24 protein-coding genes and 1 CRISPR repeat array are annotated in these 26726 nt (G+C 36.6%); of the genes, 3 read left to right on the top strand and 21 right to left on the bottom strand.

The window, feature by feature from the left end; translation table 11 throughout:
• Window positions 1-107 precede the first annotated feature (107 nt).
• The 13 genes from CD001_RS07825 to CD001_RS07765 all read right to left on the bottom strand — a co-directional run bounded on the left by CD001_RS07825 (window position 108) and on the right by CD001_RS07765 (window position 11873).
• Entirely contained in the window at window positions 108-773 is a 666-nt protein-coding gene (locus CD001_RS07825) for a DUF4352 domain-containing protein (protein ID WP_096186963.1), read from the bottom strand.
• Between the two features lie 147 nt (window positions 774-920).
• Window positions 921-1580: a DUF4352 domain-containing protein gene (locus tag CD001_RS07820; RefSeq protein WP_096186962.1), complete on the bottom strand. Its 660-nt coding sequence runs from the start codon at window positions 1578-1580 to the stop codon at window positions 921-923.
• Between the two features lie 149 nt (window positions 1581-1729).
• Complete coding sequence (locus CD001_RS07815; protein ID WP_096186961.1) at window positions 1730-2392, bottom strand: DUF4352 domain-containing protein; 663 nt, start codon at window positions 2390-2392, stop codon at window positions 1730-1732.
• Window positions 2393-2538: 146 nt separating this feature from the next.
• Entirely contained in the window at window positions 2539-3210 is a 672-nt protein-coding gene (locus CD001_RS07810) for a DUF4352 domain-containing protein (RefSeq protein ID WP_096186960.1), read from the bottom strand.
• A 145-nt stretch (window positions 3211-3355) separates the two neighbouring features.
• Entirely contained in the window at window positions 3356-4030 is a 675-nt protein-coding gene (locus CD001_RS07805) for a DUF4352 domain-containing protein (protein ID WP_096186959.1), read from the bottom strand.
• A 19-nt stretch (window positions 4031-4049) separates the two neighbouring features.
• A complete protein-coding gene (locus CD001_RS07800) occupies window positions 4050-6263 on the bottom strand; it encodes a DUF5702 domain-containing protein (protein ID WP_096186958.1) in 2214 nt (737 codons plus the stop codon).
• Window positions 6264-6307: 44 nt separating this feature from the next.
• The gene (locus CD001_RS07795) at window positions 6308-6913 is read right to left on the bottom strand and encodes a TadE/TadG family type IV pilus assembly protein (RefSeq protein ID WP_096186957.1); all 606 of its coding nucleotides are present in this window, start codon (window positions 6911-6913) and stop codon (window positions 6308-6310) included.
• A 24-nt stretch (window positions 6914-6937) separates the two neighbouring features.
• Window positions 6938-7129 (bottom strand): Flp1 family type IVb pilin, encoded by a 192-nt coding sequence (locus tag CD001_RS07790; RefSeq protein ID WP_096186956.1) that lies wholly within the window; start codon window positions 7127-7129, stop codon window positions 6938-6940.
• Window positions 7130-7164: 35 nt separating this feature from the next.
• Window positions 7165-8028: a type II secretion system F family protein gene (locus tag CD001_RS07785; RefSeq protein WP_096186955.1), complete on the bottom strand. Its 864-nt coding sequence runs from the start codon at window positions 8026-8028 to the stop codon at window positions 7165-7167.
• Window positions 8029-8033: 5 nt separating this feature from the next.
• Window positions 8034-8975: a type II secretion system F family protein gene (locus CD001_RS07780; protein WP_096186954.1), complete on the bottom strand. Its 942-nt coding sequence runs from the start codon at window positions 8973-8975 to the stop codon at window positions 8034-8036.
• A gap of 26 nt (window positions 8976-9001) precedes the next feature.
• On the bottom strand, window positions 9002-10225 hold the full coding sequence (locus CD001_RS07775) for a CpaF family protein (protein ID WP_096186953.1): 1224 nt from the start codon (window positions 10223-10225) through the stop codon (window positions 9002-9004).
• Window positions 10218-11333, bottom strand: a complete 1116-nt coding sequence (locus CD001_RS07770) for an AAA family ATPase (RefSeq protein WP_096186952.1) — start codon at window positions 11331-11333, stop codon at window positions 10218-10220. The genes CD001_RS07775 and CD001_RS07770 overlap by 8 nt, the downstream gene beginning before the upstream one ends.
• Before the next feature lie 351 nt (window positions 11334-11684).
• Complete coding sequence (locus CD001_RS07765) at window positions 11685-11873, bottom strand: hypothetical protein (protein ID WP_096186951.1); 189 nt, start codon at window positions 11871-11873, stop codon at window positions 11685-11687.
• 425 nt (window positions 11874-12298) lie between these two features.
• Here CD001_RS07765 and CD001_RS07760 point away from each other — a divergent pair, with 425 nt between their 5' ends.
• The 3 genes from CD001_RS07760 (at window position 12299) to CD001_RS07750 (ending at window position 15082) form a co-directional block, all read left to right on the top strand.
• Entirely contained in the window at window positions 12299-13765 is a 1467-nt protein-coding gene (locus CD001_RS07760; protein ID WP_096186950.1) for a TcaA 3rd/4th domain-containing protein, read from the top strand.
• Between the two features lie 188 nt (window positions 13766-13953).
• On the top strand, window positions 13954-14430 hold the full coding sequence (locus CD001_RS07755) for a MarR family winged helix-turn-helix transcriptional regulator (protein WP_096186949.1): 477 nt from the start codon (window positions 13954-13956) through the stop codon (window positions 14428-14430).
• Between the two features lie 28 nt (window positions 14431-14458).
• On the top strand, window positions 14459-15082 hold the full coding sequence (locus tag CD001_RS07750) for an NAD(P)-dependent oxidoreductase (protein ID WP_096186948.1): 624 nt from the start codon (window positions 14459-14461) through the stop codon (window positions 15080-15082).
• Window positions 15083-15152: 70 nt separating this feature from the next.
• Here CD001_RS07750 and CD001_RS07745 read toward each other — a convergent pair whose 3' ends face one another.
• The 8 genes from CD001_RS07745 to CD001_RS27260 all read right to left on the bottom strand — a co-directional run bounded on the left by CD001_RS07745 (window position 15153) and on the right by CD001_RS27260 (window position 26670).
• The gene (locus CD001_RS07745) at window positions 15153-16481 is read right to left on the bottom strand and encodes a S8 family peptidase (protein ID WP_096186947.1); all 1329 of its coding nucleotides are present in this window, start codon (window positions 16479-16481) and stop codon (window positions 15153-15155) included.
• Window positions 16482-16751: 270 nt separating this feature from the next.
• Window positions 16752-17990, bottom strand: coding sequence for an erythromycin esterase family protein (locus CD001_RS07740; RefSeq protein WP_096186946.1), 1239 nt, complete (start codon window positions 17988-17990; stop codon window positions 16752-16754).
• A gap of 688 nt (window positions 17991-18678) precedes the next feature.
• Window positions 18679-20693: direct repeats of the CRISPR family, unit length 36 nt; unit sequence GTCTCATATCCACTTAAAACTACAGAGTACTAAAAC.
• A 25-nt stretch (window positions 20694-20718) separates the two neighbouring features.
• Entirely contained in the window at window positions 20719-21681 is a 963-nt protein-coding gene (locus tag CD001_RS07735; protein ID WP_142303557.1) for a hypothetical protein, read from the bottom strand.
• 58 nt (window positions 21682-21739) lie between these two features.
• Window positions 21740-22048 carry a CRISPR-associated endonuclease Cas2 gene (gene cas2, locus CD001_RS07730; protein WP_096186944.1) on the bottom strand — a complete coding sequence of 103 codons (309 nt, stop codon included), beginning with the start codon at window positions 22046-22048 and terminating at the stop codon, window positions 21740-21742.
• Window positions 22049-22052: 4 nt separating this feature from the next.
• On the bottom strand, window positions 22053-22961 hold the full coding sequence (gene cas1, locus CD001_RS07725) for a type II CRISPR-associated endonuclease Cas1 (protein WP_096186943.1): 909 nt from the start codon (window positions 22959-22961) through the stop codon (window positions 22053-22055).
• Window positions 22962-22976: 15 nt separating this feature from the next.
• Window positions 22977-23954 carry a hypothetical protein gene (locus tag CD001_RS26330; RefSeq protein ID WP_179298652.1) on the bottom strand — a complete coding sequence of 326 codons (978 nt, stop codon included), beginning with the start codon at window positions 23952-23954 and terminating at the stop codon, window positions 22977-22979.
• A gap of 90 nt (window positions 23955-24044) precedes the next feature.
• Complete coding sequence (gene cas9, locus CD001_RS07720) at window positions 24045-26099, bottom strand: type II CRISPR RNA-guided endonuclease Cas9 (RefSeq protein ID WP_179298651.1); 2055 nt, start codon at window positions 26097-26099, stop codon at window positions 24045-24047.
• 469 nt (window positions 26100-26568) lie between these two features.
• Window positions 26569-26670: a hypothetical protein gene (locus tag CD001_RS27260; RefSeq protein WP_407081099.1), complete on the bottom strand. Its 102-nt coding sequence runs from the start codon at window positions 26668-26670 to the stop codon at window positions 26569-26571.
• Window positions 26671-26726: the final 56 nt, after the last annotated feature.

Here is a 26726-nt window from a genome sequence, read left to right as displayed (position 1 = left end):
AACTCCACCTCATTCAAACAAACTTATACACTTGCTTGAATCAAGTGGGAATTCGGTTTCAAGCATAAATCTTTTACTTGAAACCGTAATTCCTACAATATTAATTGTTACTCTGCTTCACTTTCGTCAAATGTCCAAGTCGCTTCATTATAAACTGCTCCTGCAGCTATTAATCCTGAATTTACTTTCAAATAGTATGAATCAGAATCACTAGCATCAAAAATCAGTTGTCCTTCCATTGTCTCCCCCGGTTCAATATCCCCATTAAACAGATCTACTTTATCATGTTCGAATTGAGAGGATCCTCCCCCATCTTCTGTATTCGATAATCTCAAAATGTTAGCAGTATCATATGAATTGAAAGATTGACTTCCTGTATTGGTAATAGTCATGTCTATGAGCACTAGTACATCTAAAGCTGAAGGTTCTCCATCTAGCTCATCCATGATTTCAACATTGTTTAAAGTCATTTCAAAATCTCCAGTAGTACTCCCTAAAAAAGCCGTATCTCCAATACTTAAATCTTCCTGATCTTCATAAGATCCGCTACCTTCTGAGGCACCATCGTTGGAATCTGTTTCTTCTTCAGTTTCATTTTCTTCCTCACTATCTTCCTCTAGATCATCAGTATCATTATCTTCATCTTGTAGTTCTTCTTCGTTGTCTTCTGGTGTATCAATGTCTGTCACTTCATCATCTGAGTTATCGCCACATGCCGCTAATAGCCCTGCAGCTAAAAATGTTGCTAGTGTGATCTTCATCGCCTTTTTCATTTTTACGTCACTCCTTGCTGTTAAAGTCTGTCTTCCCTATAACTCCCACCTCATTCAAACAAACTATGAAATTTGCTTGAATCAAGTAGGAATTCGGTTTCAAGTTTAAACCTTTTACTTGAAACCGTAATTCCTCTCATTTAATCGTTATTCTGCTTCACTTTCATCGAATGTCCATATAACATTGTTATCAACTGCACCAGAAGAAAGAAGTCCACTTCTTATTCTCAAATACTGTTTATCACCTTCATAAGCATGGTAAACTGCATAAGCTGTTACCTCTTCACCTGGTTCTACTTCCCCTTCAAAGCCTTCAATACTTTCATAGTGGGAAGCATAATCACCTGAACCTGATGCATCCAAGTTATTTGTTAGATCCAGTGCTTCCACTGATTCTTCTGCATCGATGGTGTTGGTACCTATGTTTTTAAGTGTTAACTCTGCAACAATTAATGAATCGAACATAGATACTTCCCCATCAATTTCTTCATGAATTTCAATTGAATTTAAAGTAACTTCATATTCACCAATTGTAGTGGCGACCTGACCAGTATCACCAATCCCTAAATTCTCCTGATCCTCGTATGATCCACTACCTCCTGAGTCACCATCGTTGGAATCCGTTTCTTCTTCAGGTTCACTATCTTCCTCTAGATCATCAGTATCATTTTCTTCATCTTCAAGTTCTTCTTCGTTATCTTCTGGTGTATCAATGTCTGTCACTTCATTATCTGAGTTATCACCACATGCTACTAATAGCCCTGCAGCCAATAATGTTGCTAGTGTGATCTTCATTGTCTTTTTCATTTTACGTCACTCCTTGCTGCTAAAATAAATCTGTCTTCCTCATAACTCCACCTCATTCAAACAAACCTATTCATTTGCTTGAATCAAGCGGGAATTCGGTTTCAAGCTAAAAGCTTTTACTTGAAACCGTAATTCCTCTTATTTAATCGTTATTCTGCTTCACTTTCATCGAATGTCCAAATCACTTGGTTATGGACACCACCAGAAGAAATAAGGCCCTCAATAATTCTTATATAGTACTCTTCAGTACCTCTCCAATCAAAAACTAATTCATTGGATATACTCTCTCCCGGTTCCAATTGATCACCTTGAAGTGCAAAATTATCAAAATGATTAGAAACATTTGTAGCTCCGGAACCATCTAAATTACTAGATATTTCAAAGTTTCCAATAATCTCCTCAACATCAAGGCTACTATCCCCTATATTTTCTAGAGTTACATCTACCAAAAAAAACTTTTCTAATTGTGGAGATTGCCCATCAATTTCTTCTTCAATTGCTACTTCGTTTACAGTTAAGGAATACTCTCCAATATTACTAGAAACTTGACCTGTATCTCTTATTCTTAGGTCCTCTTGATCTTCAAACGATCCGCTACCTACTGCATCACTTTCGTTAGAACCCGTTGCTTCTTCTTCAGCATCATCTTCTTCCTCTACACCATCAGTATCATTATCCTCATCTTGTAGTTCTTCTTCGTTATCTTCTGGTGTATCAATGTCTGTCACTTCATCATCTGAGGTATCGCCACATGCTACTAATAGTCCTGCTGCTAAAAATGTTGCTATTGTGATCTTCATCACCTTTTTCATTTTACGTCACTCCTTGCTGCTAAAATCTGTCTCCCTCATAACTCCACCTCATTCAAACAAACTATGAAATTTGCTTGAATCAAGTGGGAATTCGGTTTCAAGCTTAAAGCTTTTACTTGAAACCGTAATTCCCAGTTTTCTATGCTTTATTCCGCTTCGCTTACATCAAATGTCCATATTGCATTGTTATGAACTCCGCCAGATGCAATTAGTCCTGAATTTACCATTATATACATTTCTTCAGAATCTCTAGCTTCAAACAGCACTTCACCTGTAATCTCTTCATCAGGAGCTAAACTCCCCTGCATTTCCTCAACACTATCAAAATGTTCAGAGTAGTCTCCCGAACCAGACCCTTCTATATCATGATTCAATTCCAAGATACCAACAGGGTTTTCCACTTTTATTTCTTCTGCACTTATATTCTTAATCGTTACTTCGGCTAATATAAAATAATCAAACATTGAAGCTTCTCCATCTACTTCATCTTTTTTCTCTAATGAGTTTATCGTTATTTCATATTCTCCTAAATTACTTGAAATTTGCGCTGTATCTCCAATTCTTAAATCTTCCTGATCTTCAAACGAGCTACTCACAACGGAGTCACTATCGTTGGAACCTGTTTCTGTTTCTTTTTCTTCTTCATCTTCACTTTCTTCCTGTACACCATCAGTTTCATCCTCTTCAACTTGAAAGTCTTCCTCGTTGTCTTCTGGTGTATCAATGTCTGTCACTTCATCATCTGAGTTATCACCACATGCTGCTAATAGCCCTGCAGCTAATAATGTTGCTAGTGTGATCTTCATCGTCTTTTTCATTTTACGTCACTCCTTGCTGCTATAATCTGTCTTCCTCATAACTCCACCTCATTCAAACAAACAATGAAATTTGCTTGAATCAAGTGGGAATTCGGTTTCAAGCTTAAACCTTTTACTTGAAACCGTAATTCCCAGTTTTTATGCTTTATTCCGCTTCGCTAACATCAAACTTCCATACGGCATTGTTGTGAACTGCTCCTGAGGCTACTAAACCTGAATTTACTCTTATATATAACTCTTCATAATCGTGCGCTTCAAAGATCAATTCACCCGTCATTTCTTCTCCACTTTCTATTTCTCCAGATAGTCCATCAATACTATCAAAATGCTGTGAATTATCACCGCCAGAACCTGTTGCATCTAAGTTATAAGTAAGTTCTAAAATATCTATAGTATCTTCTGCTTGCAAACCTTGATCTCCAATATTTTTAACCGTTACATCTGCAAGAATAAAAAAACCTAACTGTGAAGGTCTGTCATCGACTTCATCCATTTTTAAAACAGAGTTAATAGTTACTTCATATTCTCCTGTATTAGTGGAGATCTCTGCTGTATCTCCAATACTTAAATCTTCCTGATCTTCAAACGAGCCACTTCCTACTGAGTCACCATCGTTGGAGTCCGTTTCTTCGTCAGTTTCACTCTTTTCCTCACTATCTTCCTCTACACCATCAGTGTCAGTGTCATCATCTTGAAGTTCTTCTTCGTTGTCTTCTGGGGTATCAACATCTGTCACCTCATCATCTGAGTTATCGCCACATGCTGCTAATAGCCCTGCAGCTAATAATGTTGCTAGTGTGATCTTCATTGTCTTTTTCATTTTACGTCACTCCTTGTTGTTAGTAAGAATAAATCACATGTTTATCAATATAATACCTTTTGTTTTCAACTCTTCCTGACAATATATCTGCCCTGCCTAACATGTCTGTTATTCCAGGTAAGAACCATAAATCGACAGACGTTGTCGCATTCACTTCTACGTATGTTGGTGCTAACGTCAAATCTGTATTTGTATCATTTTCAACCATCGCCATAAGGCGGGCCATTTTATTCCCTTCAGGGTGAATAAATAAAAATATTCGTAAATAATCTTTATAACTTGTATAAAACATAGTTCCCTCAAAAAACAATATGCTTTCTCCATCATTAATTTGTCGTATATCAGAAATTGTTCTTTCTAAAGCATAAACAATTGCAGCTATCCAACTGAATTTTCCGAAAGCCCGGACTCTATTATCTGTGAAAGCTTCGATAAAATTAACTGCGAATCGGAAGGCGAATAGCTCTGTCATCGCAGCAGCGAAGTTTGCACCCGGTGTGCTCAGGCCATACATAATGTATTCAACTTCATTGTTTTCCAAGAGAAACGCTTCTGTTCCACTTTTCGAAAAGTCATGGTGCTTGAAGCGAGTCAAGATATATTCATTGACATACACTTCATCTCGAGCGTGCAGTAGAACGCGACCGATTCCACTAAAAATACCGTCTACAATGCCCATTGCATCCTCAGTCAATTCATCCGTCGTTTCTCTATCCAACTTTGCTTCCTCTGCATCCTCGATTGCCATTTCATACTTTTCAGCGAGTTGTCTTAACTCTGCAATTAGGTCGGCGTCATCTATAATTGATTCAGCGTCATCTAAAAGGTCATCAAGTTGATCGTTCGCATCCTCTAAATTTTCATCCGCTTCATCTTCTTTATCTTCCACCGTCTCACCGTTTACTTCCTCTTCTTTCATCTCAGGACGGTCATTTAAAATGATCTCGACCGCTTGATCCGTTTTTTGCTTTGGACCTTCCCCGTCATTGTTAAATCTAGACTGGGTACTCGTTACACCATTATTTACCCACGGTACTTGTGCATCTGAAATATTTGATGGACTCAGCATATTACTTAACAGAGATAAATCTGCTAGTTCTTCGTGCCGGACTTGCGTTAAAGCCGAAGCAACTTTTCCCTTTAAGTCATCGAAAAACGCTTGATCGATGACCAACTCATCTAAAGCGGCACTCGCTTCACCAATTCCGTCTTTAGCGTCATCAAATCCTCCTGAATCAATCGGATTGTTACTTAATTCATCACTCGCTTGATTCGAGTCAGAGTAATTCTCATTGCTTCTCTCTCGCTCTTCGTCAATGACTTCTTTAATATCATTGTTTAATTCCTCGGCTTCTTCTAAAAGCGTGTAAACCTCATCTAAAAGCGTTTCGACATTTGAGAAACGAGTCGTAATTGAACTAAATAAGTCTTGAACTTCCTCGACATAATCATCGGCATCATCGATTCGCTCATCCAATTCCTCCCGCTCATCTTCATCCATGTCATCATCATCTTCTGCATCACGCTCCTCTTTGCGAATGTCTTTATATTCAGAGAAGTGATCATTCAAATCATTTAAATTGTTCACTTCTGGAAAGGAGGAGCTAGCATCTCCATTAATCGAATTGTCCAATCTCTCCAATATTTCTTGTGCTTCCAAGAGCTTCTCCTCAATTTCATCTAGCTTGCTTTCTCGATCATCAATGTCACTTTGGATCTTTGATGCGACACTTGCATATGTTGAGGCATCTTCCATTGCACTGGAAATTTGAAGAAATCCATCAATGATTGATTCACCGACTTCAATCGGCGCAACATATTTCATATCCTCTAAAATTTGATATTTAATCGTTTCTCCAGATGACAGCATCCGTGATGAGTCGAATTGAATGTCGATTTCATCTAATTCCGGTCTCGTATCGGCATATTGGAAATAGTCACCTTCACCCATTTCAAGGTGTTTCGTAAAAATATCCGTGAATATGTCGTGAGCCTGGGATTCATCTCCATCAAAGCCAAACAATCCGTAACTTTTTGCCCCTTCGTCATATGCAGCCATCGTTGACCTTAATGCCGCTTTTGCCGCTTGATCTGTTTCCCTTTCTGCAACCATAATCCTCGTATAATCAATCAATACTGCATTAAAAATGAAGAGAAGGAGGGTAATAATAATAGCGTAAAGAGAAACGGCACCGTTCTCTTTGATTACAAATTTACGTATCCATGCTTTCACAATTCCACAACCCTCCCTCAACTTCTCTAATCATAAAGAAAACGTTAATTACTATTGAATGTATCAAAATAGCCTGTCACCCGATCTGTAATTTTCCCAGTAAAGTAGACGACAAAATCTGTATTACGGATAAATTCAACTGGCTCTGTGACGGTTCTTGTTGACTGTGCTTGCATCACATCCATGCCTAAAATATCAGTAAACATGGACGGTAAAGGAATTGATTGCTCTAACGTGACTTGTATTTCATTGCCTAAAAGACCGTTATTAAATTCCACTGAACCACTTACCGGGCCATTCATATCTACGATAAGTTCAGAGCGTTTTTTCTCTTCAACTAGACCGCCGCTGCCGATATTCGGAAGACCGAATTGTTCCATAAAATTATTACTCGTCAGTCTCCAATAAAGGCCGTCTCCTCCATCGGCAGTCGTATACGCATTGAACTCGCCAGTTTCATGGTCTTTTTCACTATTCGACCATACGTAAGTAATTTGATCTGCTAGACGGTTCGCCTCAAATTGAAGAATCGCTTTATAGTAGACGACTAAACTAAAGAAGATGAGACAAAACGTAATAATCAAAATCATCGGAAACAGCATGGACGCTTCAATCGTAAAGCTCCCTCGTTCATCACGCTTAAACGTCATATGATTGCCTCTTAAAACCATATATTAATCATTTTGTTGGAAATCATTTATATTATCATCGCCAAATTGCAACAGGTCGTCGACCCATCCCATAATTTGCTCTCGGAACGCAAGGGCAATTACGACAAGAACGGCGATAATCAGCATGATTTCCAATGTTTGAAGCCCTTCTTCATCATTCCAAAAATCTTTCATCAAATTTTTCAAATTCCCCATTTGAAAATCCTCCTTTTCTTTAATGAAACATATATTTACAAAATGGTTATCGCCGGATAACCGACAATAATCATTACTGCAACAAAGATTAAGATGAGGGGAAAGACGAGCTTAGATGATGCTTCTTCCCCTTTCGTTTTTGAGATACTCTTCCGTTTTTCCCATAAGTCATGTGACAGCTCCCGTAAAGATAAAATTAAATCTTGACCGCCTTTTCGGTAATTAAGGAGCACGGTCGTCGTAAAGATGGACACATCTTGAATCGAACATCTCTTACTGAATTCATTCATGACTAATGGGAAAGGTTCATTACTCGTAATCCTGTTAACGGCAATTTTCAATTCATCATAGAGCGGCGAATCGTGGTCGCTTTTTAGCTCGACACAACGAATCAACGCTTGTTGCACCGTTTCTCCAGCGTTTACTAACAAAATGATTTTATTGACGACTTCAGGAAGTTCAAGAATAATTTTATCCTTCCGTTCCTTCTCTTTTTTAGAAAGCTGGTTAATAAGCAGCATTGGTATCGCAACGGTGAAAATAAGACCAGCGATAAACATGATATTGTCACCGTCTGTGACTAACGGGAGCATAAAGGAGCCTAACAGCCCTAACAAAACCGTTGACAATAGTTGCGTAATAAACATTTGTGTATGCTTTAACGCATCTCTCGTCCCGTGTAAACTAATCATTTTTTGCTGAACAAATGACACTTGTGTATGAAATCGCTCAAGTAACCGAAATGAATAGAGTACATGTAAGGAAACAGGTGCCATAAACATGAGCGGGTACTCTTCTTTAAATTCTTCAATGATGTCATCATACTTATTGCGCGATTTAATAGATAATATAAAGTAAAAAACGATAACAATAAGGATCAAGCTAACGTATATCAGCATTTCGATCACACCTTAATATTCATAATGCGCTGAGACAGCCAAATTGAAAATAATAGGATACCGAGACAGATCGTCATAATGATCGGGCCAAACTGCTGCCAATCATATAAAGGAGCTAAATAGTCTCCTGACGAATATTTCAAAAGTGCAATCATTCCGATCGGCATAATCGATAGGATTCGGGATTCAAAGCGCTTTTGCGCTAACATCACTTGTACTTCCTGTTGGATATCTATCTTTTCACTAATAACATCAGACGTACGACGGATGACTTCTACGAGATTCCCTCCAGTCCGCTTACAAGTAATAAATACGTCAGCAAAATTTAAAATATCTTCTGAGTCTGACCTGTGGGCAAAATCTTGTATCGCTCTCTCAACCGTTTCACCGTTCTCGACACGCCTGTTAATAACCTCAAATTCTCGAATAATGTACGTATTTGGGTCTGGGTAAAGCAGCTTTAAGTCTTCTACCACTTCACGAAAACTGTTTTCAATTGACCTTCCTGCAGCTAGGGACGACGATAAAGAGGCAATTGCTTCTTTAAATTGCAGGTTCAACTTTTCTTTCCGGGTTTCTAACAATTTTTTCCTTTGGATTCTCGGAAACAATAAACCGAAAGAGGCTAATATGATAGCTGCTATGAAACTTTCATAAAATAAATAGCCTAGTCCAAACAGAGCAGCAGCAGCAATTAAAAAATATTTAATAAAGTCTCCTAAAGAAAATCGGTATGTAGAATAATCAATTAAATGACCGACAACTTGGATAGATCTTTTTTGTTCTGCTTCTTTTCTAATTTCCATCGCTCTTTTTTCAAAAGAACTTTTCTCCCTCGGTTCACTTTCTTCGTTCTTGTTTTTCTTTTTATCTCGCTTTTTCACAGCCACTATGTAGATGATAAAAATGACTGGCAATAAGAGCAGAATGAGTTGATCTTGGTTCATGTTACGTCACCATTTTCATTTATATTCTAGGAATGAATCCCAGCTAGATGAAGCTTTGACTTCGACAATAATTCATTTCCAGTCGGTTGAAGAGAGCCGATGATTTCTCCATTTGGCGCTTCACCTTCCTCCACAAATTCATATAATGGATTGATTTCAATTTCTCCATTTTCCACATGCAACAGTTCACTAATAGCGACAACTTTTCTTGAATGGTCTCGTAATCTAGTAAGGTGAACCATAATATCAATCGCAGAGCTAATTTGCTGACGAATGACTTGAATTGGTAAATGAGCACCACTTAACACCATCGTCTCCAGCCGGCTGAGCATATCTTCTACAGAGTTCGCATGTCCGGTTGATAACGAACCATCATGCCCGGTATTCATTGCCTGGAGCATGTCGAGTGCCTCTTCCCCCCGTACCTCACCAACAATAATTCGGTTTGGACGCATTCGTAACGACGTTTTAATTAACTCACGAATGGTTATTTCACCTTTGCCTTCTGTGTTTGCATTACGCGTTTCCAAACTGACGATATTCGGAACATTTTTAATTTGTAATTCGGCTGAGTCTTCAATCGTAATAATCCGTTCATCTTTCGGGATAAAATTAGACAACACATTTAAAAACGTCGTTTTCCCAGAACCCGTTCCGCCGCCGATAAAGATGTTGTATTTGGAAGCTACGAGATCTTTTAGAAAGTCAGCTGCTTCTACGGAAATTGCCTTCTTCTCAATTAAGTCATCAATTGTTAATGGCTTTTCTGGAAACTTTCTAATCGTAATGACAGGTCCTTTTAAGGCGATTGGCGGTAACACTACATTGACACGGGAACCATCTTTTAACCTTGCATCGACAATAGGTGAAGATTCGTTTACAACCCGGTCCACTTTTGAAACAATTGCCTGAATAATGTCTTCGAGTTTTTGCTCATTCTCAAAAGCGACATGAACTTGTGAGACTTCACCGTTTTTCTCAATAAAAATCTCTTTATGATTGTTGACCATGATTTCCGTAATTGATTTGTCATCAAGTAAGGGCTGCAACACATCGTAGCCTCGAAAAGCATGGTAGATACGATCGACTAACCACCTCATCTCAGCTGACTTGATCCGGTGTTCCTCTGCATATTCAAACACAGCCGCTTCTACGTATTCTAAAAGTTCATCATTCGGGATAGAGTGCATTAAGTCGAGCGTTTCCCGTAGTTTTTGGATTAATTCTTTTACAACCTTATCTTCAACCATTTGGAACACCTGCCTGAGAGCCTTTAACAATATCTTGTATGAGTAAATTTACTTCTTTCGACATGACCGGATGATAGAAAAGACTATTTCTATCTGTCACATCAGTCCATTCCTTCACAAAAGGTAAGTATGCTTTGATCGGAAAATGATAAGAAACAATTTCTTCTGATAATTGGTTTTGAAAACGATTAAGGACAAACGTTGCTTTTTCAGCCAAAAAGTTTTTCTTTTCAAAGAAGTCTTCAGTGCTATCTAACAATACCTTTGACTTCAAGAAGCTTTGGCTATCATTATTTAGTAGCCAAATAATTTGATGTGACGCTTTTAGTCCTCCTTGAGTAATGTCGTGTAAGGAGCTGTCTAGATCAACGACGATGTAATCATATTCCCCAGTGTTAACGAGCGTTTGCAACAACAATTGAACATCATCTCTGCTCACTTCCATAATCTCGTCTGGACTAGGCAGCATGTCAAAGTAGTCAACTTGCATATGCGGGTCATGCCGTTTCAGCTTCTCAATTTTAGCTAATAGCTGTTCTTTCCTTGCTTTCAAGTAATAGAATACCTGCAGTGATGGGCTATCTTCAGTCGTTTGAAAGTAAAGTGAAGTGGAATTATACAGTTCTAAATTCAAGTAAAATACACGATAATTTTGCAAACTAAGCTGGTGAGACATCGTAACAGCCAACGTCGTTTTCCCACTCCCTCCTGAAGGAGAGAACACAGATAATACGTGCGTGTTATTCGTGCGGGCTAATGAAGAGCTTGAGCCAGAAAAAGATTCATAAAAGCTTGTTAAGATCATTGAAATTAAGCTATTCAACGGTTGATATTTAAAAATCTCAGCTTCTTTCACCTTTTCATCATGCTCAACGAGTGTTAGAAGAAGGTATTGATCTCGGTTATGTAAATTTTTTGTAGTAAAGCCTTCCTTTATAAGCATGATATCAATTTCATGGCCTTTACTTAAATATTGCTCAAATGTTTCCTCACTCGTAAACAGTTTCAAATCAAATTGATTGCGAAATGAAGATGAAGTAACATAATTCCCAAAAGACTCGACGAATGATTTATCACGATCAGCTAATACAATTTTTAATTTATTCAATTTCTTCACTTCCTTTATGTTTTTGGCTCCAATATCTCTTATGGAATCTATTAAGTAACAAAGATCTATGTAAAGCTAGAACAGGTAATCATTTCTAAGACTTTACTCGCACTTCTATCTCCAAGCAACTCCAACCATTCTTGACAAAGAATTGAGCCAGAAAATATCGAAGAACCCATTATTTTTTCATAGAATGAATGAAGAATTTGTCAAAATCCCACTGTTAAATCGCCCATTATTATACTATATATAGAAAATAATGGGATGATCTCACTAAAAAGGGTTATTTTTTCCTAAACTAGAGAAAAGTTACTGAATGATGACTTTATACCTAAAGTAATCTCTTCCTTATTAAAGCAAGGTGTATGTAATCAAAATAGCCGCTGAAAGTATCATAATGAAATATGGAATAATCCCAACAAACCAGCGTTTCTTATAGTGAACATTCTCATTTTCTTGATTCTTCGAACTACTTACATTTGCCTCAAACTGCTCCTTTATTTGTTTGTTTAATACGGTTGTGTCATCTTGTTTTTTCATAATACCCTCCATTTTGTTACTATTTTCACACTCTAAATGTTACAATCCTCACATTTCATTCAACTAATTAAGAAATTCAGCTTATGAATTATGACGAACGGCATCTGTCCATCCCTATTTTTACGATGTTAAAATTTTACTCGTATGGATTATATTAATATTTGCTCTATTTTGCTATTTTTTAAACTACATTTTCCATTTTTTTATGAATTTCTTATCATCAATGTCGTTTTGTTCATTCTTACCATGTAGAAGGAATAACATGGTGATAATGGGAGAATACATTATGATTTAACTGAATGATTTAACACTATCACATGATATTGAAATGGTTTTATTTTATGAATAAAAGAATCTTTTTTTCGTAAAAGCCGATGAATTATTGAATCGTACATTGAATGTTATTTTTAATCGAGGTGGTAAAAATGGTTTGTAAAAATTGTGGTCATCACGTAAAAGAAGATGGAAACTTTTGCCCTGAGTGCGGGTTGGAAGTAACCAAAGAAAAAGTAGACGATGTAGAAGAAGTCGAACCAACAGAATCGAGTGAAAAGTCACCGCGTTTCTCTCGTTTTACACTATCTATATTAGGAATCGTTATTTTACTAGGTATAGCGGCGACCGTCCTTTATCAGATCGGGAAAAACTCCGTTACTGCTGGAAGCTATGTTCATGATTTTCGTGCTGCGATCGAGGAGGAAGATGTTGATTACCTTCTAACGACTGTTCTTGAAAATGGCGACAATTGGGAGTTTACAAGAGAGGATGCTGAAGCATTCATCACTTATTTAAATGAAAACCATGAGTCAAAAGAAGAATTATATACGAAGCTAGAACATCACGCCGAACTGTTAGACGAATCTGGCAGTGATGCAAATCAACAAATTGACCGTAGCAATTCTGCTCAGTATGCGACTGTTTCATTAAAACAAGACGGAAAACGCTGGTTGTTATTTGATGATTATTCATTTGAGATAACCCCTGCTTATATACATGTTTTAACGAATGAAGAGGATGTCACATTTTCCATTAATGGCCAAGTTATAGATAAGTTTGAACAAATCGATAATGGAGTCCGAATCGGACCCCTTACACCTGGATCATTTAACGTACACGGAACCGTAGAATCTGACTTAATGGATGTAGAAAAAGATGTAGACGTTCACTTATTTGAATTAGCAAACGAGTATGACACTGCTGAGTTACAATTTGAAATTGAAACGATTGAAGCTTCCGCACCTTATGAAGATTCGATCGTTTACATTAATGGTGAACCTTCGGATATTACGATTGGTCCAGAGCCACAAGAAATCGGCATCTTACCTGTTGATGGCTCCGCAACTGTTTCATTTAAAAGAGAGTTCCCATGGAATGACGTCCAAACTGATGACATACCTGTTGAACAGGCATCCATTTATATAGACGATATCGAAGTCCTTACCGAAGATGACAAAATGGAAATCATGGCGACACTCAATGAAAATTGGCAACAGCATACGGAGGCACTTGTTACAGGAGATACTTCTATCATGTCTTATGCTTCAGACGAATATAAAGAGCGAATTTCAGACTTACATGATGAGCTACAAGACCGCAGCGGCGAATATATTGGAGAAGTCGTTGCTTCAAGATATCGTCTCGATTCATTAGCTTTACCTGAGTATAATGAGGAAACAGAGCGATATGAGCTCGAGGTTGAAGCCGAGTACACCGTGTATGAGCCTGATGTGAGAACCTATGCTTTGCTTCGAGAGGATGACGACTACAATCGTACAACCTACTATGTTCATGCCTATTATGATGAAGAACAAGGGGAGTGGGCTATCGAAAATTATGATGTCGGTCATTTCTTCATCACTAACAGCGACGATCAAGAATCGTTTGAGTTTTAAAAACATGAGGCTAGGACTTAAATAGAGTGGCCCACACCCACCGTGGTGAGGGCCATTTCTTATTTCTTTATATTGGAATTGTTTGTGCAAATATACATAATTTCTCTACAATCAATTAGTTGCAATGACATGTTATTTTTCGTTATACTTAAATTAGTTGCAATAGCATGCTATTTAGGAGTGATCTTATGAATCATGATTTACAAACGGATATGCAAACTGACTCAAATGCTCTTGGTATGTATATTTCAGCCATTTATCGCCATCTGCAGATTTTAGTGTCTGATGACCTTGAGGAGTACAATATTGGCAGCGGCCAGCTTAGTTTTTTGCTAGCCATTGCGACAACGGAAGGCATTTCACAAAAAAAGTTAAGTGAAGAACTTCTAATCGATAAAACGACAACCGCAAAGGCGATTCGAAAACTAGAAGCTGAAGGGTATGTACGAAGGGAAGTCGACCGTTCCGATAAACGATATCAAATGCTTTACTTAACAGATGGAGGCAAGGAAGTAGTACCTAAAATAGAAGAAAAATTAGAGAAGATAACCCGTCAAAGCCTCACTGGAATAAACAATGAAGAGCTCAAAGTCATGATGAGCGGGCTAAAGAAGGTGTTGCAAAGCGTGAGTAATCAAGTGAATGAAATAAGAAAGAATCGTTAACACACCATTATAGAAAGGAGGGCTTAGAGTGAAAATTGCTGTATTCGGTTCAACTAGTTCAACCGGTTTACAAGTGTTAGAAAAAGCGATTAATCGTAGACATGAAATCACCGCGTTTACACGACGTGAGCAAAAATTAGCAACTGTCCAAGGATTAAAAAAAGTTATTCAAGGAAATGGGCTCAACTCATCCGATGTCCAACAAGCAATTGCTGGGCAAGAAGCCGTACTAGCCATCGTCGGTTCAGATAATAAAAAAGGGGTAACGGAAACGACCGATGTGATTCGTAACATTATTCGAGGAATGGAGAATGAAAAAGTGAGTCGTCTACTTTTCGTCAGCTCTTACTTAATTGATGGAAAGCGCCCAAGAATTACGATATCAATGATCCGATGGTTCATACGTCACACCTTGTCTGATATAAAATCTGCCGAACAGCTGATTGCTTCTAGTCAAACAGAATGGACGATCGTTAGGCCAACACAACTAACTAATAAACCTGAAACAAATCAAGTCCGGATCACAAAAGCTGGAACTGACTTCAATTCCAGCCCATATGAAATTTCCAGATTAGATTTAGCGAATGTTCTCCTCGACTTACTCGAACAAAAGAAAGAGGTAAACTCGATCATCAACGTGACCGCTGGATAAAATAGTAAAAGAGGCGAATGAACAGGGATTCCCTTCTTCAATCGCCTCCACCTATTTTTTCTAACATAACTTATTGTTCTGGAACAGAATTTTCCCCGTTTATATAGCCTGCTCCGTAAATGTTAGGGTCTCGATCAGTCCATAAATCGGCTCCATTTCGAATGAGCTCTTTCACCTCGTCTGGGCTAAGCTGCGGATTCACTTGAAGGATCAGCGCGACAATTCCTGCACAAATTGGTGTTGCCATTGACGTACCCGATAACGTCATATAATCTGAACCGACTCGTTCTCCTTTCTGAAACTTATCTAAACTTGAGTTTGGTGCTCTTAATGACGTTATATTTACGCCTGGTGCTAAAATGTCCGGCTTCTCTACACCATATATTGTTGGCCCTCGACTTGAAAAGCTCGCTACTTCATCATCTGAACGATCTACTGTTCCTCGATCATCTAGCGCTCCTACTGTGATAATTTGACTACTAATACCAGGACTTGCAATCGTAGAAGGCTCCGGACCAGAATTTCCAGCTGCGGCAACGACAACAATTCCCGCTTCCCATGCTTGATTGACGATTTGCACCATCGGGTCATCATTTTCATTTTCGTATTGTTGCGCGTTGCTTCCTAATGACATACTTAAGACGTGAATAGGACTGTCCGTATTTCCTTCATTATAATCAATACACCATTGTACACCTTGAATAATCGTTTCTAATGTACCTGCTCCATTTTTATCAAGTGCTTTAATCCCCACGATGTTTGCTTCAGGTGCAGGTCCTGCATATTCCCCATCAGAAGCTGCACCATCACCTGCCGCATCCCCCGCACAATGTGTTCCATGTCCATTATCATCATACGGCTCGTTACGGTTATTAATTAAATCGACAAATTCAGTCATTCTTCCTGATAAGTCTTCGTGTGGATGCACACCTGTATCAATGACAGCGATATTGACACCCTCTCCTGTGACTTCACTACCATTTCGAACGATATTATTCGCATTACTAGACTCTACTGCTGTGTCTAATAATGCATAAACCTCTCGATTTAAATAGATTTTTTTCATAAACTTACATGAAGATAGCAACTCTTCTAACGCTTGTGGAGTAATATTTGCACTACAGCATGAAATGCTCGGAAACTCTAATTTCCGTTTACATCTAGCATGTTTTTTGACAACTGAATCAAATTCCTCACATCCGTCATAAAAGCAGCCTTCCTCAAATTGGACAACGACAGATACCTTTTTCATTCTCTTCAATATTGCATCTAAAGGTTTGTGCAAAAAGCAAGGTGTCCATCTAAATGGTCTATACATATTCAACATTCGATCTCTGAAAGGTTTGTCTAATTTTCCAGCATGTGACCGCATCGCTTTCACTGTAGAAAAACCATACACGACTCATCCACTCCTTTTAAGCTTGATGAGATAATGTATGATTCAGTGGTTTTAATAGAAACGGTAGCAGTCTACTATAAACAAAACTTGGCTTATCACCACGTCACAATGGCGAAAGCATTCATTAGCGTTATTTGTTGCGTTCAACGGTTTTATCAAATTTAATACTGATAGTGATAGTGAATAGGAAAATAACTTTAAATTTACTTTCTCCTTTTTAAAATTATTATAAAAAAACTTTTCTATGAAGGGGGAATCTTTTTTCGATTATTACCTAGGATTAACACTGTCAATAAATATTAACGCATCATACTGTTCAGAGGGGGTAAGGTAGTATTCAAAGAATCCCTCACTATATGCTTTTACACTAGTATTTGACCATTCTTCATTATGAGACTCAAAATCAATGAATATTTTCTCATGCCCATATTGAGATAAGATGTATTCAAGTTCACTATCTTTACTTTTCGGCTCAATATCATAGATGTTATCATCGAGCAACTTAATGCTCCCTTGATTGAAATACATACCAATAAAATAAGCATCATCACCCAATTTATCAGCTGCTAAAGAACCTAATACTAATGGTGGAGGATCGAAGTCTTCCGCAAGATATTCATTCGTCTGATCTATTAATTCAAAGTTTTTTTGTATATGTCCATTATGAGCCCACACAATAACTTTTTCTTCTGGATTTTCATTAATAATGTTTTCAAGTTCATTGAACATAGATAAATCTCTTCTAGAAAAGTATGCTTGGTGAGGGTTATCAAATTCACTTATAGATAGAAATTCTTCATTAAAATACTGTTCTAAAACATTAATCCTACCTTTAACAAATTCCATTTCAGCAAACTGTAACTCCTCTCCTTTATACAAAAAATCTTTATATTCCTTCAAAATGAGATTAGCTCTGTCGAAATCAATCATATTATAATTATCGAAAACAATTTCATTCATGAAAGTAATAAACTTGTTATCAACATCGATAAACTCTCTTGCCAAATTACTGTCCTCATTCAAAATACGTTCTTTTATATATTGATGTAACTCTGATTCACCTATCCACCTTCCACTAACAACAGGCCAAGGATCTAACCCCTCAATCGTTAAACCTTCATTTTCACGTATATATTGTATTAATTCTTTCATAGCTGGTGTATTCCATGCTTCGTATATCATGCTCTTCATCATGAACTGATCATCAAAAAACTGCCACCTATCATTCAAAAAATTAATTTCTACTTTCCCACTTTCCATAGCTAAAATAGAGTATCCGTGATTTTCACTTAAATACTTTACTAATTCAGCTTTAATTTCTGTAAATTCTTCTGCTCCATGAGTTGATTCGCCAATAAATATAACTTGCTTATCCTCAATAAACTGGTCAAGGCCTGAGAAGTCATATTTTGTTGATTCATGATTCTTCAAAGGAAATACACCTGTTTCAGAATGACAAGAACTTAATAATAAAACCATAACTGCCAAAGTAGTAATAACCTTGATCACGACCACCCTCTTTAATAGCCTCTATTTTCTATTATATTATGTATCATACCACCTTCCATTGCTACTATTTCACCTGCATATTTAAGCAGGTTTTGGTTATGGGTAGTGTAAATTGTAAAAGTTTAGTACCTGTCATTTGAGTGTTTCTTTCTAAGTCTCATTGTATTTGCATTATGCATTTTTAGCTTCATGCAAATGTCGAAAAAATCGGTACGAAAAAGGTCGTATGAATGAGTAGGATCCGCTTTTTAGCACATTAGTTTCTTAAAGCCCACCGTTGCTCGGACAAACAGCAGGACGATTAGAACGGGCTAAAACCTTTCCAATTGAATTAATCTTGACCGGAATATACCGTACTGCAAGGTCAAATAGATCACATATCTGTTTAGAATCTCCTCTAACAATATATATCAATACTTTTTGATTTTACCGATACATACAAAAAGGCTCCCCACAAGTTTTGACTTAGAAAAAGGCCTCTCATAGGTAGTACGAGCCCAACTAGTGGAATTTATAAACTGGCATAATTTGAACAAACTTTTCATGTTCTAAAATACGTTTTTAAAAAGAGAGCATATTATTGCGTGTTTCTTGCATAAACAATTTGAAAACTTGGAACTGAAATAATGTGCTAATTCACACTACAGAGTACTAAAACTAGTGTCATTAAATCCTCCACGTTTTTCAGGTCTCATATCCACTTAAAACTACAGAGTACTAAAACTATGTGTGAGTAGTATAAGGAGGTGGGTTCGTCTCATATCCACTTAAAACTACAGAGTACTAAAACTGATGACATCCGGGATAATCGCCCCGATTCGTCTCATATCTACTTAAAACTACAGAGTACTAAAACCTACCTGCACGCGTCGAAGGTCGGCGATTCGTCTCATATCCACTTAAAACTACAGAGTACTAAAACAAAGTTACCGGGCGTTGCGTTTAGCCTCGCGTCTCATATCCACTTAAAACTACAGAGTACTAAAACTCAGTGTGTCGATGTTGTCGCGGATTTCATGTCTCATATCCACTTAAAACTACAGAGTACTAAAACTGTTGTGCTTGTTTTCTTTCGGGATCTTCAGTCTCATATCCACTTAAAACTACAGAGTACTAAAACGCATATCCTCGAGATACGGATAAATCGTTGGTCTCATATCCACTTAAAACTACAGAGTACTAAAACTATCTTAGGTATGACCTTCCCTAACCGTTTGTCTCATATCCACTTAAAACTACAGAGTACTAAAACCACGTAGCGTCTTGTCTTTTTCAGATACGAGTCTCATATCCACTTAAAACTACAGAGTACTAAAACAATCGGAGTTGTTGCGTATCCATTTGCGGAGTCTCATATCCACTTAAAACTACAGAGTACTAAAACTATTACCGTGAATGTCGGTGATTGCGAGTAGTCTCATATCCACTTAAAACTACAGAGTACTAAAACAACACTTGTAATCCAGTTGTTTCGATTGAAGTCTCATATCCACTTAAAACTACAGAGTACTAAAACCCAGGACGGCAATTACCCTAAAGAAAATTAGTCTCATATCCACTTAAAACTACAGAGTACTAAAACTGCTGCTAAAGCCATGCCTCCGAGTGCTGCGTCTCATATCCACTTAAAACTACAGAGTACTAAAACATCTGGATCAACATCCGTTAACCCAGCAGCGTCTCATATCCACTTAAAACTACAGAGTACTAAAACAAGGTTTATGACATCACAGATCGTGACGGTGTCTCATATCCACTTAAAACTACAGAGTACTAAAACTGAACCATTCATTAAAAATACTAGCTTCTGGTCTCATATCCACTTAAAACTACAGAGTACTAAAACTAGACAACCAACGATATGCATGTGAAACGGGTCTCATATCCACTTAAAACTACAGAGTACTAAAACCTGCATTTTCTAACGTTTCCTTAGAGCTTTGTCTCATATCCACTTAAAACTACAGAGTACTAAAACCGGTCACGACGTAGAAAAGGCGGAAGTGAGTCTCATATCCACTTAAAACTACAGAGTACTAAAACCGTACAGAATATTTACAAGCTAATGACGTGGTCTCATATCCACTTAAAACTACAGAGTACTAAAACCAAGGATAACGACACGATTATGGTCGCCTAGTCTCATATCCACTTAAAACTACAGAGTACTAAAACTCTCTAATTTGCGGGTTAGACATTTTAACAGTCTCATATCCACTTAAAACTACAGAGTACTAAAACCAACCTCGCCGCCTTGCCCTTTCGCAACTCGTCTCATATCCACTTAAAACTACAGAGTACTAAAACGCCCCAGTAGCAGACAATGCCAACCCACTAGTCTCATATCCACTTAAAACTACAGAGTACTAAAACACCTTAACACCAATGTAAAAGATCATCCCTGTCTCATATCCACTTAAAACTACAGAGTACTAAAACACACATTGCAGAGATGGACTCAGGCGTCCAGTCTCATATCCACTTAAAACTACAGAGTACTAAAACACATGGTAAAACCTCCTTATCCTATAAATGGTCTCATATCCACTTAAAACTACAGAGTACTAAAACAGTAGTCTTGAGGAACAGTCTTAGGTAGTCGTCTCATATCCACTTAAAACTACAGAGTACTAAAACTAGATGAGGATTCTTTCACTGTTTACAACAGTCTCATATCCACTTAAAACTACAGAGTACTAAAACCTGTCATGAAAATTTTTTCATCCCATTACATAGCTTGACTGTCTATGTATTTTAGTAGAATCGGATTTAATTGGGAATGATCGAGGTCTAAATGATATTCAAACTCCATACCTTTCATAAACTCAAGCAATACATAGAGTTGTATATCATTAAATACCTGTATATCCGCTATTTTATAATTTGATATTATAGGATAGGTCTCAAAATTTACAGCATACTTTTTAAACACCTCTGAGAATGTAAGTTCAAGTTCTTCTCTGCTGTAGTTTAATGGTGCATTCCATTCTATATCATCTAGAAAATTATTCATTAAAAACTGTTTACCATTCATAATCAAGTTATTACTAAATAACCGATCTGAAAGGAAATATCGTGACTTGGACAATACAACCACTGGTAGTTTTTTTGAGTATTGAACAAGCATTTCTTTAAATTTCACTTGTTGGCGTGGACTTAATTGATGTTCAGGATAAAAGTACACTAGAAGTGGCTTTCCTTTACTAATTTTCAGTATTGTATTAGTAACTAACGGCAGCACTTTTAAAAGTCTATTATAAACAAACTCATAATCACTTTCACCTTCTGTCAGAAAGTCAACACTTAGCAATTTAATTAAAGCTTCAATATCAAATTTTTTATGCTGTATAGGTAAGTCTGTATTTACTAATTCGATCAAGTCTTCAATTAGGTTATTAATTGTCTCAATGTACCCATCAAATTCAAGCTCTTCAAAAAAATCGTTTTTTATTTTTTGCTTTAAAATCGATTTTGACCCAAGCTGCGTTTCTGTTAATAAGTCGTTATTCGACAATCCATAAAATTGAAAATGATGTGCGTTTACATTCTCAAAGTCATTGTCCATATCCAAAACACTTACCATATCTTTCACTTTACTTCTTGGCTGGAAGTAGTCTACAAGAAGATCTAGTAACCCTTTTTCATTAAACGTATGGTTGTCAAAAATACAAGTGTAATTTGCTATATTCAAGTCTAGGTCAACATTTTCATATCTGACTTTTCACTTCATACTAATATGTACACCTCCTTTAAAACTCAATTGTTCGATTGTCTCCTAAGATCTCTATATTTTTATCCTCTTCCCCAACAAGTATCATCATTTTTTCAAATTGCTTTTCTGTTATAACTAATGACCTTACATGTCCATCTTTTGGCAAATACCTTTTAACATTATTAACGGTTTGCCGTGCTGCATCTTTATTTATACATGATTTTATATAAATGGAATACTGCATCATCAGAAAACCATCTTGAATGAGTTGTTTACGAAACTTTGTATACGTGCGAACTTGGGCTTTTGTTTCAACAGGCAAATCAAACATAATAAAGACTCTCATAAATCTATAACTCATGGAAAACCAGTTTGTGTGTGCCAGGCAATTTTAATTTTTTATCACCTTTTTCAGCACTAAAGTAGTCAACGATTGAGCCCACAAAGATATCTATTGCACGTATAACAGTCTGTAATTTACCATCAATTGAGATACGACTGTGTAACAAGTTAATCAAGTTCAAACGATATTCTTTTGTTAAAAATTCCTCTGGTGGTCGTTCCAATACGAAGGCATCAACAATAGGACGAAAAGGTTCGATAATGTCAGAGGCTAAGTTAAAGGGATTTCGCTCTCCTCTATGAAATATCCCTATACCAGGAATTAGTCCTTTTGCGACAATCGTTCTAGCAATTGCTGCGTGAAAAATCGAGTACCCGTAATTTAAAGCTGCATTTTCTATAATTTGTGTATTGCTACGATAAAAATGATCATCAAAAAATGAATTAAAGTAAATTTTCGCAGCTTGTGCCTCACAGTTAGTGTAATCAAAATCTTCAACTTCAGACATTAAATTTAATAACCGATTGATCCTTGGTTGTTCAATCTTTTGTCGCTCCATTACTTTCACTTGGTTAAAAATTTTTTGTGAAACAATTTTCTTCCATAAAACACCTTTTTTATCTTCACTCCACTTTAACTGTTGCCTCATCCTTTTATGTTGGCCAAAATGTCCACTTACAGGTAATAATTGTGTTTCAGGGAGATGTTCCTGACCACATAAAAGAACTAAAATATTATGCTTAGACAGTTCAACAATTAATCTTCCAGTTAGTTTACAGGTTAAGTCTTCAATAATGATTGAAAAAATATCACTCAGTGGAATTTTCAACTCATCATCCCCGCGCTTTACTTTAAGGCTATCCAAATGGAGTGACATTTGGTCAACATTTGTGACGTGAACCACCCTCCATGACATAGCATGACCTCCAGATTATTTATTAAGAATTAGTTTTAACCTTTCGTTATAGCTTGCGAACCTGTCTCCCAAAACATTCGTCTGCATTTTCTTCATAGACTTAATCTTTTTAGAAATAGTCGGCATTATCCGCTTAGATGAAGACGTTGTAATTAAATTACATTCAATTCTATTTGTACTATCATTATTAACTCCAATAAACCTAAACTCATTTCCATCAATATTAATAATGTCCCCTTTATAGAAACTAAATTGGAAAGATTGAATATCATCTATGCCTTTTGCTTTAAGCTTTTCGTAGTAATTCCTTTCAGGAATTAGGTAATAGTCTTTCGCGTCTTTTATGTCATCATACCGTACCGTAACAAACTTATATTGGTCACCTTCTTTGTATACATCCATCCGATACGGCTTTAATGAAAGAGTCACTACTTTTTTATTTTTGGAACTAAATTTATACGATAAGTCTTTATGATTTCCTAATTTCTTTGACTTGTACTTCACCGATTTAATGACAGGTCCATTGTCCTTTTTGCTATACTTAGTTAAATAATCACCGGTTTCCTCTAGATGCTTAGCCAATGGATTTTTTGCTTCTGAATATTGTTTCATTATGATAGATAGTTTTTCAAAAGTTCGATGATCGTGTTCATACATTAAGAAACTCTCTGGTGACTTGTTAAATTGTTTTGCCAATTTTGAATTATCAGGGTCATATAAATCCTTTATTTTCCCAATAATAAATTCATCACCATCATCTGTTTGCCGTGTCGAATAAATCGTATCATTCATTAACTGCCTGTTAGGTTTCTTGTCAACTCGGTGTGAATACTTAAAATATCGAAAATTTTTAATTCGCTTAACGGTATCGAACTTGTCGGTAAATGCAGCATCGAAATCTGACTCATTTAATATTTCACCAGTCTCTCGATCTATTAATCTCTCATCACTTATAATAAGGTTTTGTTGCTTAAAGACATCCTTGTTTTCCATTATTTCGCCACCTAATGCAACAATCAGAGCATCTTGGGCGTGGTGCTTAAAATCTTCATCACGATCCTTATTAAGCCCCCATAGTTTTCTTTAATAATTTGTAAACGAACCATTTATGGATTTAACGACTACATTTTTCTCATTCACTTTAAAATAAGACTTTAAAAGTAGCATAATTTCCCTCGTCGCATAACGAGTATCAACCAAATTACGGTTAATGAACTCCTTTTGAGTATCATATTTCGTTATATCCCGTTCTTCAAGCAAATAGTTACGTTTTTTCTTCGGCATTTTTTCTTTTGACTTAGCTAATTGAAGGATGTGGCTTCTAAATTTTTCATATGGAATCTCACCTAACCCGGATTTTAAATATTGATATGGTGTTCGATTTCCTTTTTTTTGATTTTCTTCTGATAATACTAGCACTTTGTTAGCCTGAGAATCGTCGAATGAAACAGAGCGAGGAATGATATGATCGATTTCATAGTTTGCTGGGTTTATAATTAAATCTTCTATACTAATTGATTTTAGTGAATACATGCATCTCCCATCTTGTACATGCCAAAGACGTAATTTATTGAACATTCCTGGTTGTTCAACCAAGTCAAATTCCTCTAATTTTGCGCGGACCTGTTTATTTATTGCCTCATTCTCTTTTTGCAGTTTATTTAAAAATACCTTTTTATCTTGGCTGTTCTTTTCACGGGCAAGTTCGATTACCACCGCTGTCGGCTCACCATATTTTTTGATTAAGGTATTCACGATACGGATTGCTTGGGTGAACGAGCGTTTAACGACCGGTGAAAGAATTAAATCATCAACATATTCTACAGGGATTTTGCTTCTTCCCTTTAATTCAATTTTGGTTGGAATTAGGCCCTTTTCAGAAAACAATTGCATTTGATTTTTTTCAGTTTCCCATAGGTCAGGTAACAAAAGATTAATTGCTTTTAAACTGAGCGCATGCGTACCTGTAAAGTTCAGCTTTGCTATTTCATTAATAATATTGGTTTTTATATTTAATTCCAAATCTATTAATTTATCTTTCTTTTCATTCTCTTCCTGCCATATTGTTAATATTTCAGCAATTTGATCGAGCACTGAACTAGGTAACTCTATTAAAGACGTATCGATCTTTCTTAATTCTTGAATAAGTTCCATAGAAGTAAATTCAGGTTGCTCTTTCTTATTGATGCGATATCCGCGAATGTCCTCTTCTGGTACTTCTAAAACCTTTGAGATTTTCTTTAAGGTAGGCTTCCCTTTATCCATAAATACTTTTTTAATAATTTCTTCTTTTTCTTTTACAGATAATTTCGAATTTTCGTCTCTTAATAATGTTAAGTTATTTAAATCATTTAACACGTTATATAACTGTGCAGAGTAAGATTGTCGTACAGCTCTCGTCTCTTCAGGGAAATAGCTGCATTTCCCCATTAATTGACGATACCATTTTTCGATATCTTGATCCCAGCCATACTCACTTCCAGTACCAGGACCTTCGTAGTATTCTCTCCTAGTATCAACTAATGAAATATAAGAACTAATAAAATCGTCGTCTATTCTTGTATCATATTGTTTCTGTCTTAAAAGTAAGGCTCTTGCTTCTTTCACATAATCGTCTGTTTTAAATCGATTTTTGTGACCACGTACTTGCCCTTCAGCTTTTAGCCGCTCCAATTGTAGTTCACAAACATATTTCTCTTTTAATTTACTTTCGTTAATCTTTAATTGCTCTTTTGTAGATAGTGAATCATCATTCCCTTGTTCTTCTTCTAAATTTATGTTAGAGACATTATGAACTCCACGACGCTTGATTATATGGAATAGAGCTGACATTAATTCTGACTCTTCTAGTGGTTCTTTTAGTCCCTTCACTCTAATGTTGTAGGGACATTTTTCAGAGGTAATATGAGGAGAGAAATCGTGTTTCGCCAACAAATACTGAAGTCTTTCCTTACGATGCTTTCTTCTCCTCTTTAATCTCCTAGTACTCCTTTTAGACCTTCTACCATCATTGTTAGAAACATCTGCTTCTGGAAACAGTCTTACTCCAGCTTCAATAATTTGCTGACTTTTGTCAATAACCCCAAAACCAACTGAACCAACGCCTATATCCAGACCAATGGTGTAACCTTTCGACATAAAAGCACCTCCATATAATGGCTATTATAGGAAAATTGTAACATATTTCTGGATTTTTTTATAGAAAAAAGGAACTACCTAAGGTAGTTCCTTTTTTGGATCCTACTGGATCAATTCCGGCACATTGGCCTTGTTTTAGTAGATCCTGTAGTTTTAAGTGGATATACAACCCGTTGGTTGTATGAGACAAGTTTAGAATACTATAATTAAACTCATTTGTCAAATTTTTCTTGCGACTATTTTACTGTGAATTTATCCCCCCTCTTACTACTGCTATGAAAAGAGGATTTAGGACAAATACACAACAATGATAGAGGGACACACTTTCATAATTGCTGAAACTTATAAAACTAAGAATTAGGAAAACTAGAGTTGCTCTAGAAATAGGTTTACTTATGTTGTTGATCGGCCTCCAATAATAGATCAACGAGATATACGGTATCCATGGAGTTGCTCACTCAAGCACGTTCTATTCCGAGATTATTTGCAACATACATCCAAGGTTTGTCTTTACAATCGATTGAGAGCCTGTACCACACACCTCTTTCATTTTTACATCTAATATATCCATCGATTCTTCGTGGTTAATAATATGATAGATTCCAGCTGAACTGCAGCAAAAATCTT

Source organism: Evansella halocellulosilytica (assembly GCF_002335745.1).
Classification (GTDB): domain Bacteria; phylum Bacillota; class Bacilli; order Bacillales; family Salisediminibacteriaceae; genus Bacillus_CA; species Bacillus_CA halocellulosilytica.
This window is presented reverse-complemented; position numbering and strand designations above follow the sequence as displayed.

Bases quoted from the DNA above. Each gene is read 5' to 3' on its own strand.
- CD001_RS07825 (WP_096186963.1), bottom strand. From the start codon at position 773: ATGAAAAAGGCGATGAAGATCACACTAGCAACATTTTTAGCTGCAGGG.
- CD001_RS07820 (WP_096186962.1), bottom strand. From the start codon at position 1,580: ATGAAAAAGACAATGAAGATCACACTAGCAACATTATTGGCTGCAGGG.
- CD001_RS07815 (WP_096186961.1), bottom strand. From the start codon at position 2,392: ATGAAAAAGGTGATGAAGATCACAATAGCAACATTTTTAGCAGCAGGA.
- CD001_RS07810 (WP_096186960.1), bottom strand. From the start codon at position 3,210: ATGAAAAAGACGATGAAGATCACACTAGCAACATTATTAGCTGCAGGG.
- CD001_RS07805 (WP_096186959.1), bottom strand. From the start codon at position 4,030: ATGAAAAAGACAATGAAGATCACACTAGCAACATTATTAGCTGCAGGG.
- CD001_RS07795 (WP_096186957.1), bottom strand. From the start codon at position 6,913: ATGACGTTTAAGCGTGATGAACGAGGGAGCTTTACGATTGAAGCGTCC.
- CD001_RS07790 (WP_096186956.1), bottom strand. From the start codon at position 7,129: ATGGGGAATTTGAAAAATTTGATGAAAGATTTTTGGAATGATGAAGAA.
- CD001_RS07785 (WP_096186955.1), bottom strand. From the start codon at position 8,028: ATGCTGATATACGTTAGCTTGATCCTTATTGTTATCGTTTTTTACTTT.
- CD001_RS07780 (WP_096186954.1), bottom strand. From the start codon at position 8,975: ATGAACCAAGATCAACTCATTCTGCTCTTATTGCCAGTCATTTTTATC.
- CD001_RS07775 (WP_096186953.1), bottom strand. From the start codon at position 10,225: ATGGTTGAAGATAAGGTTGTAAAAGAATTAATCCAAAAACTACGGGAA.
- CD001_RS07765 (WP_096186951.1), bottom strand. From the start codon at position 11,873: ATGAAAAAACAAGATGACACAACCGTATTAAACAAACAAATAAAGGAG.
- CD001_RS07760 (WP_096186950.1), top strand. From the start codon at position 12,299: ATGGTTTGTAAAAATTGTGGTCATCACGTAAAAGAAGATGGAAACTTT.
- CD001_RS07755 (WP_096186949.1), top strand. From the start codon at position 13,954: ATGAATCATGATTTACAAACGGATATGCAAACTGACTCAAATGCTCTT.
- cas2 (WP_096186944.1), bottom strand. From the start codon at position 22,048: ATGAGAGTCTTTATTATGTTTGATTTGCCTGTTGAAACAAAAGCCCAA.
- cas1 (WP_096186943.1), bottom strand. From the start codon at position 22,961: ATGTCATGGAGGGTGGTTCACGTCACAAATGTTGACCAAATGTCACTC.
- CD001_RS26330 (WP_179298652.1), bottom strand. From the start codon at position 23,954: ATGGAAAACAAGGATGTCTTTAAGCAACAAAACCTTATTATAAGTGAT.
- cas9 (WP_179298651.1), bottom strand. From the start codon at position 26,099: ATGTCGAAAGGTTACACCATTGGTCTGGATATAGGCGTTGGTTCAGTT.
- CD001_RS27260 (WP_407081099.1), bottom strand. From the start codon at position 26,670: ATGGATATATTAGATGTAAAAATGAAAGAGGTGTGTGGTACAGGCTCT.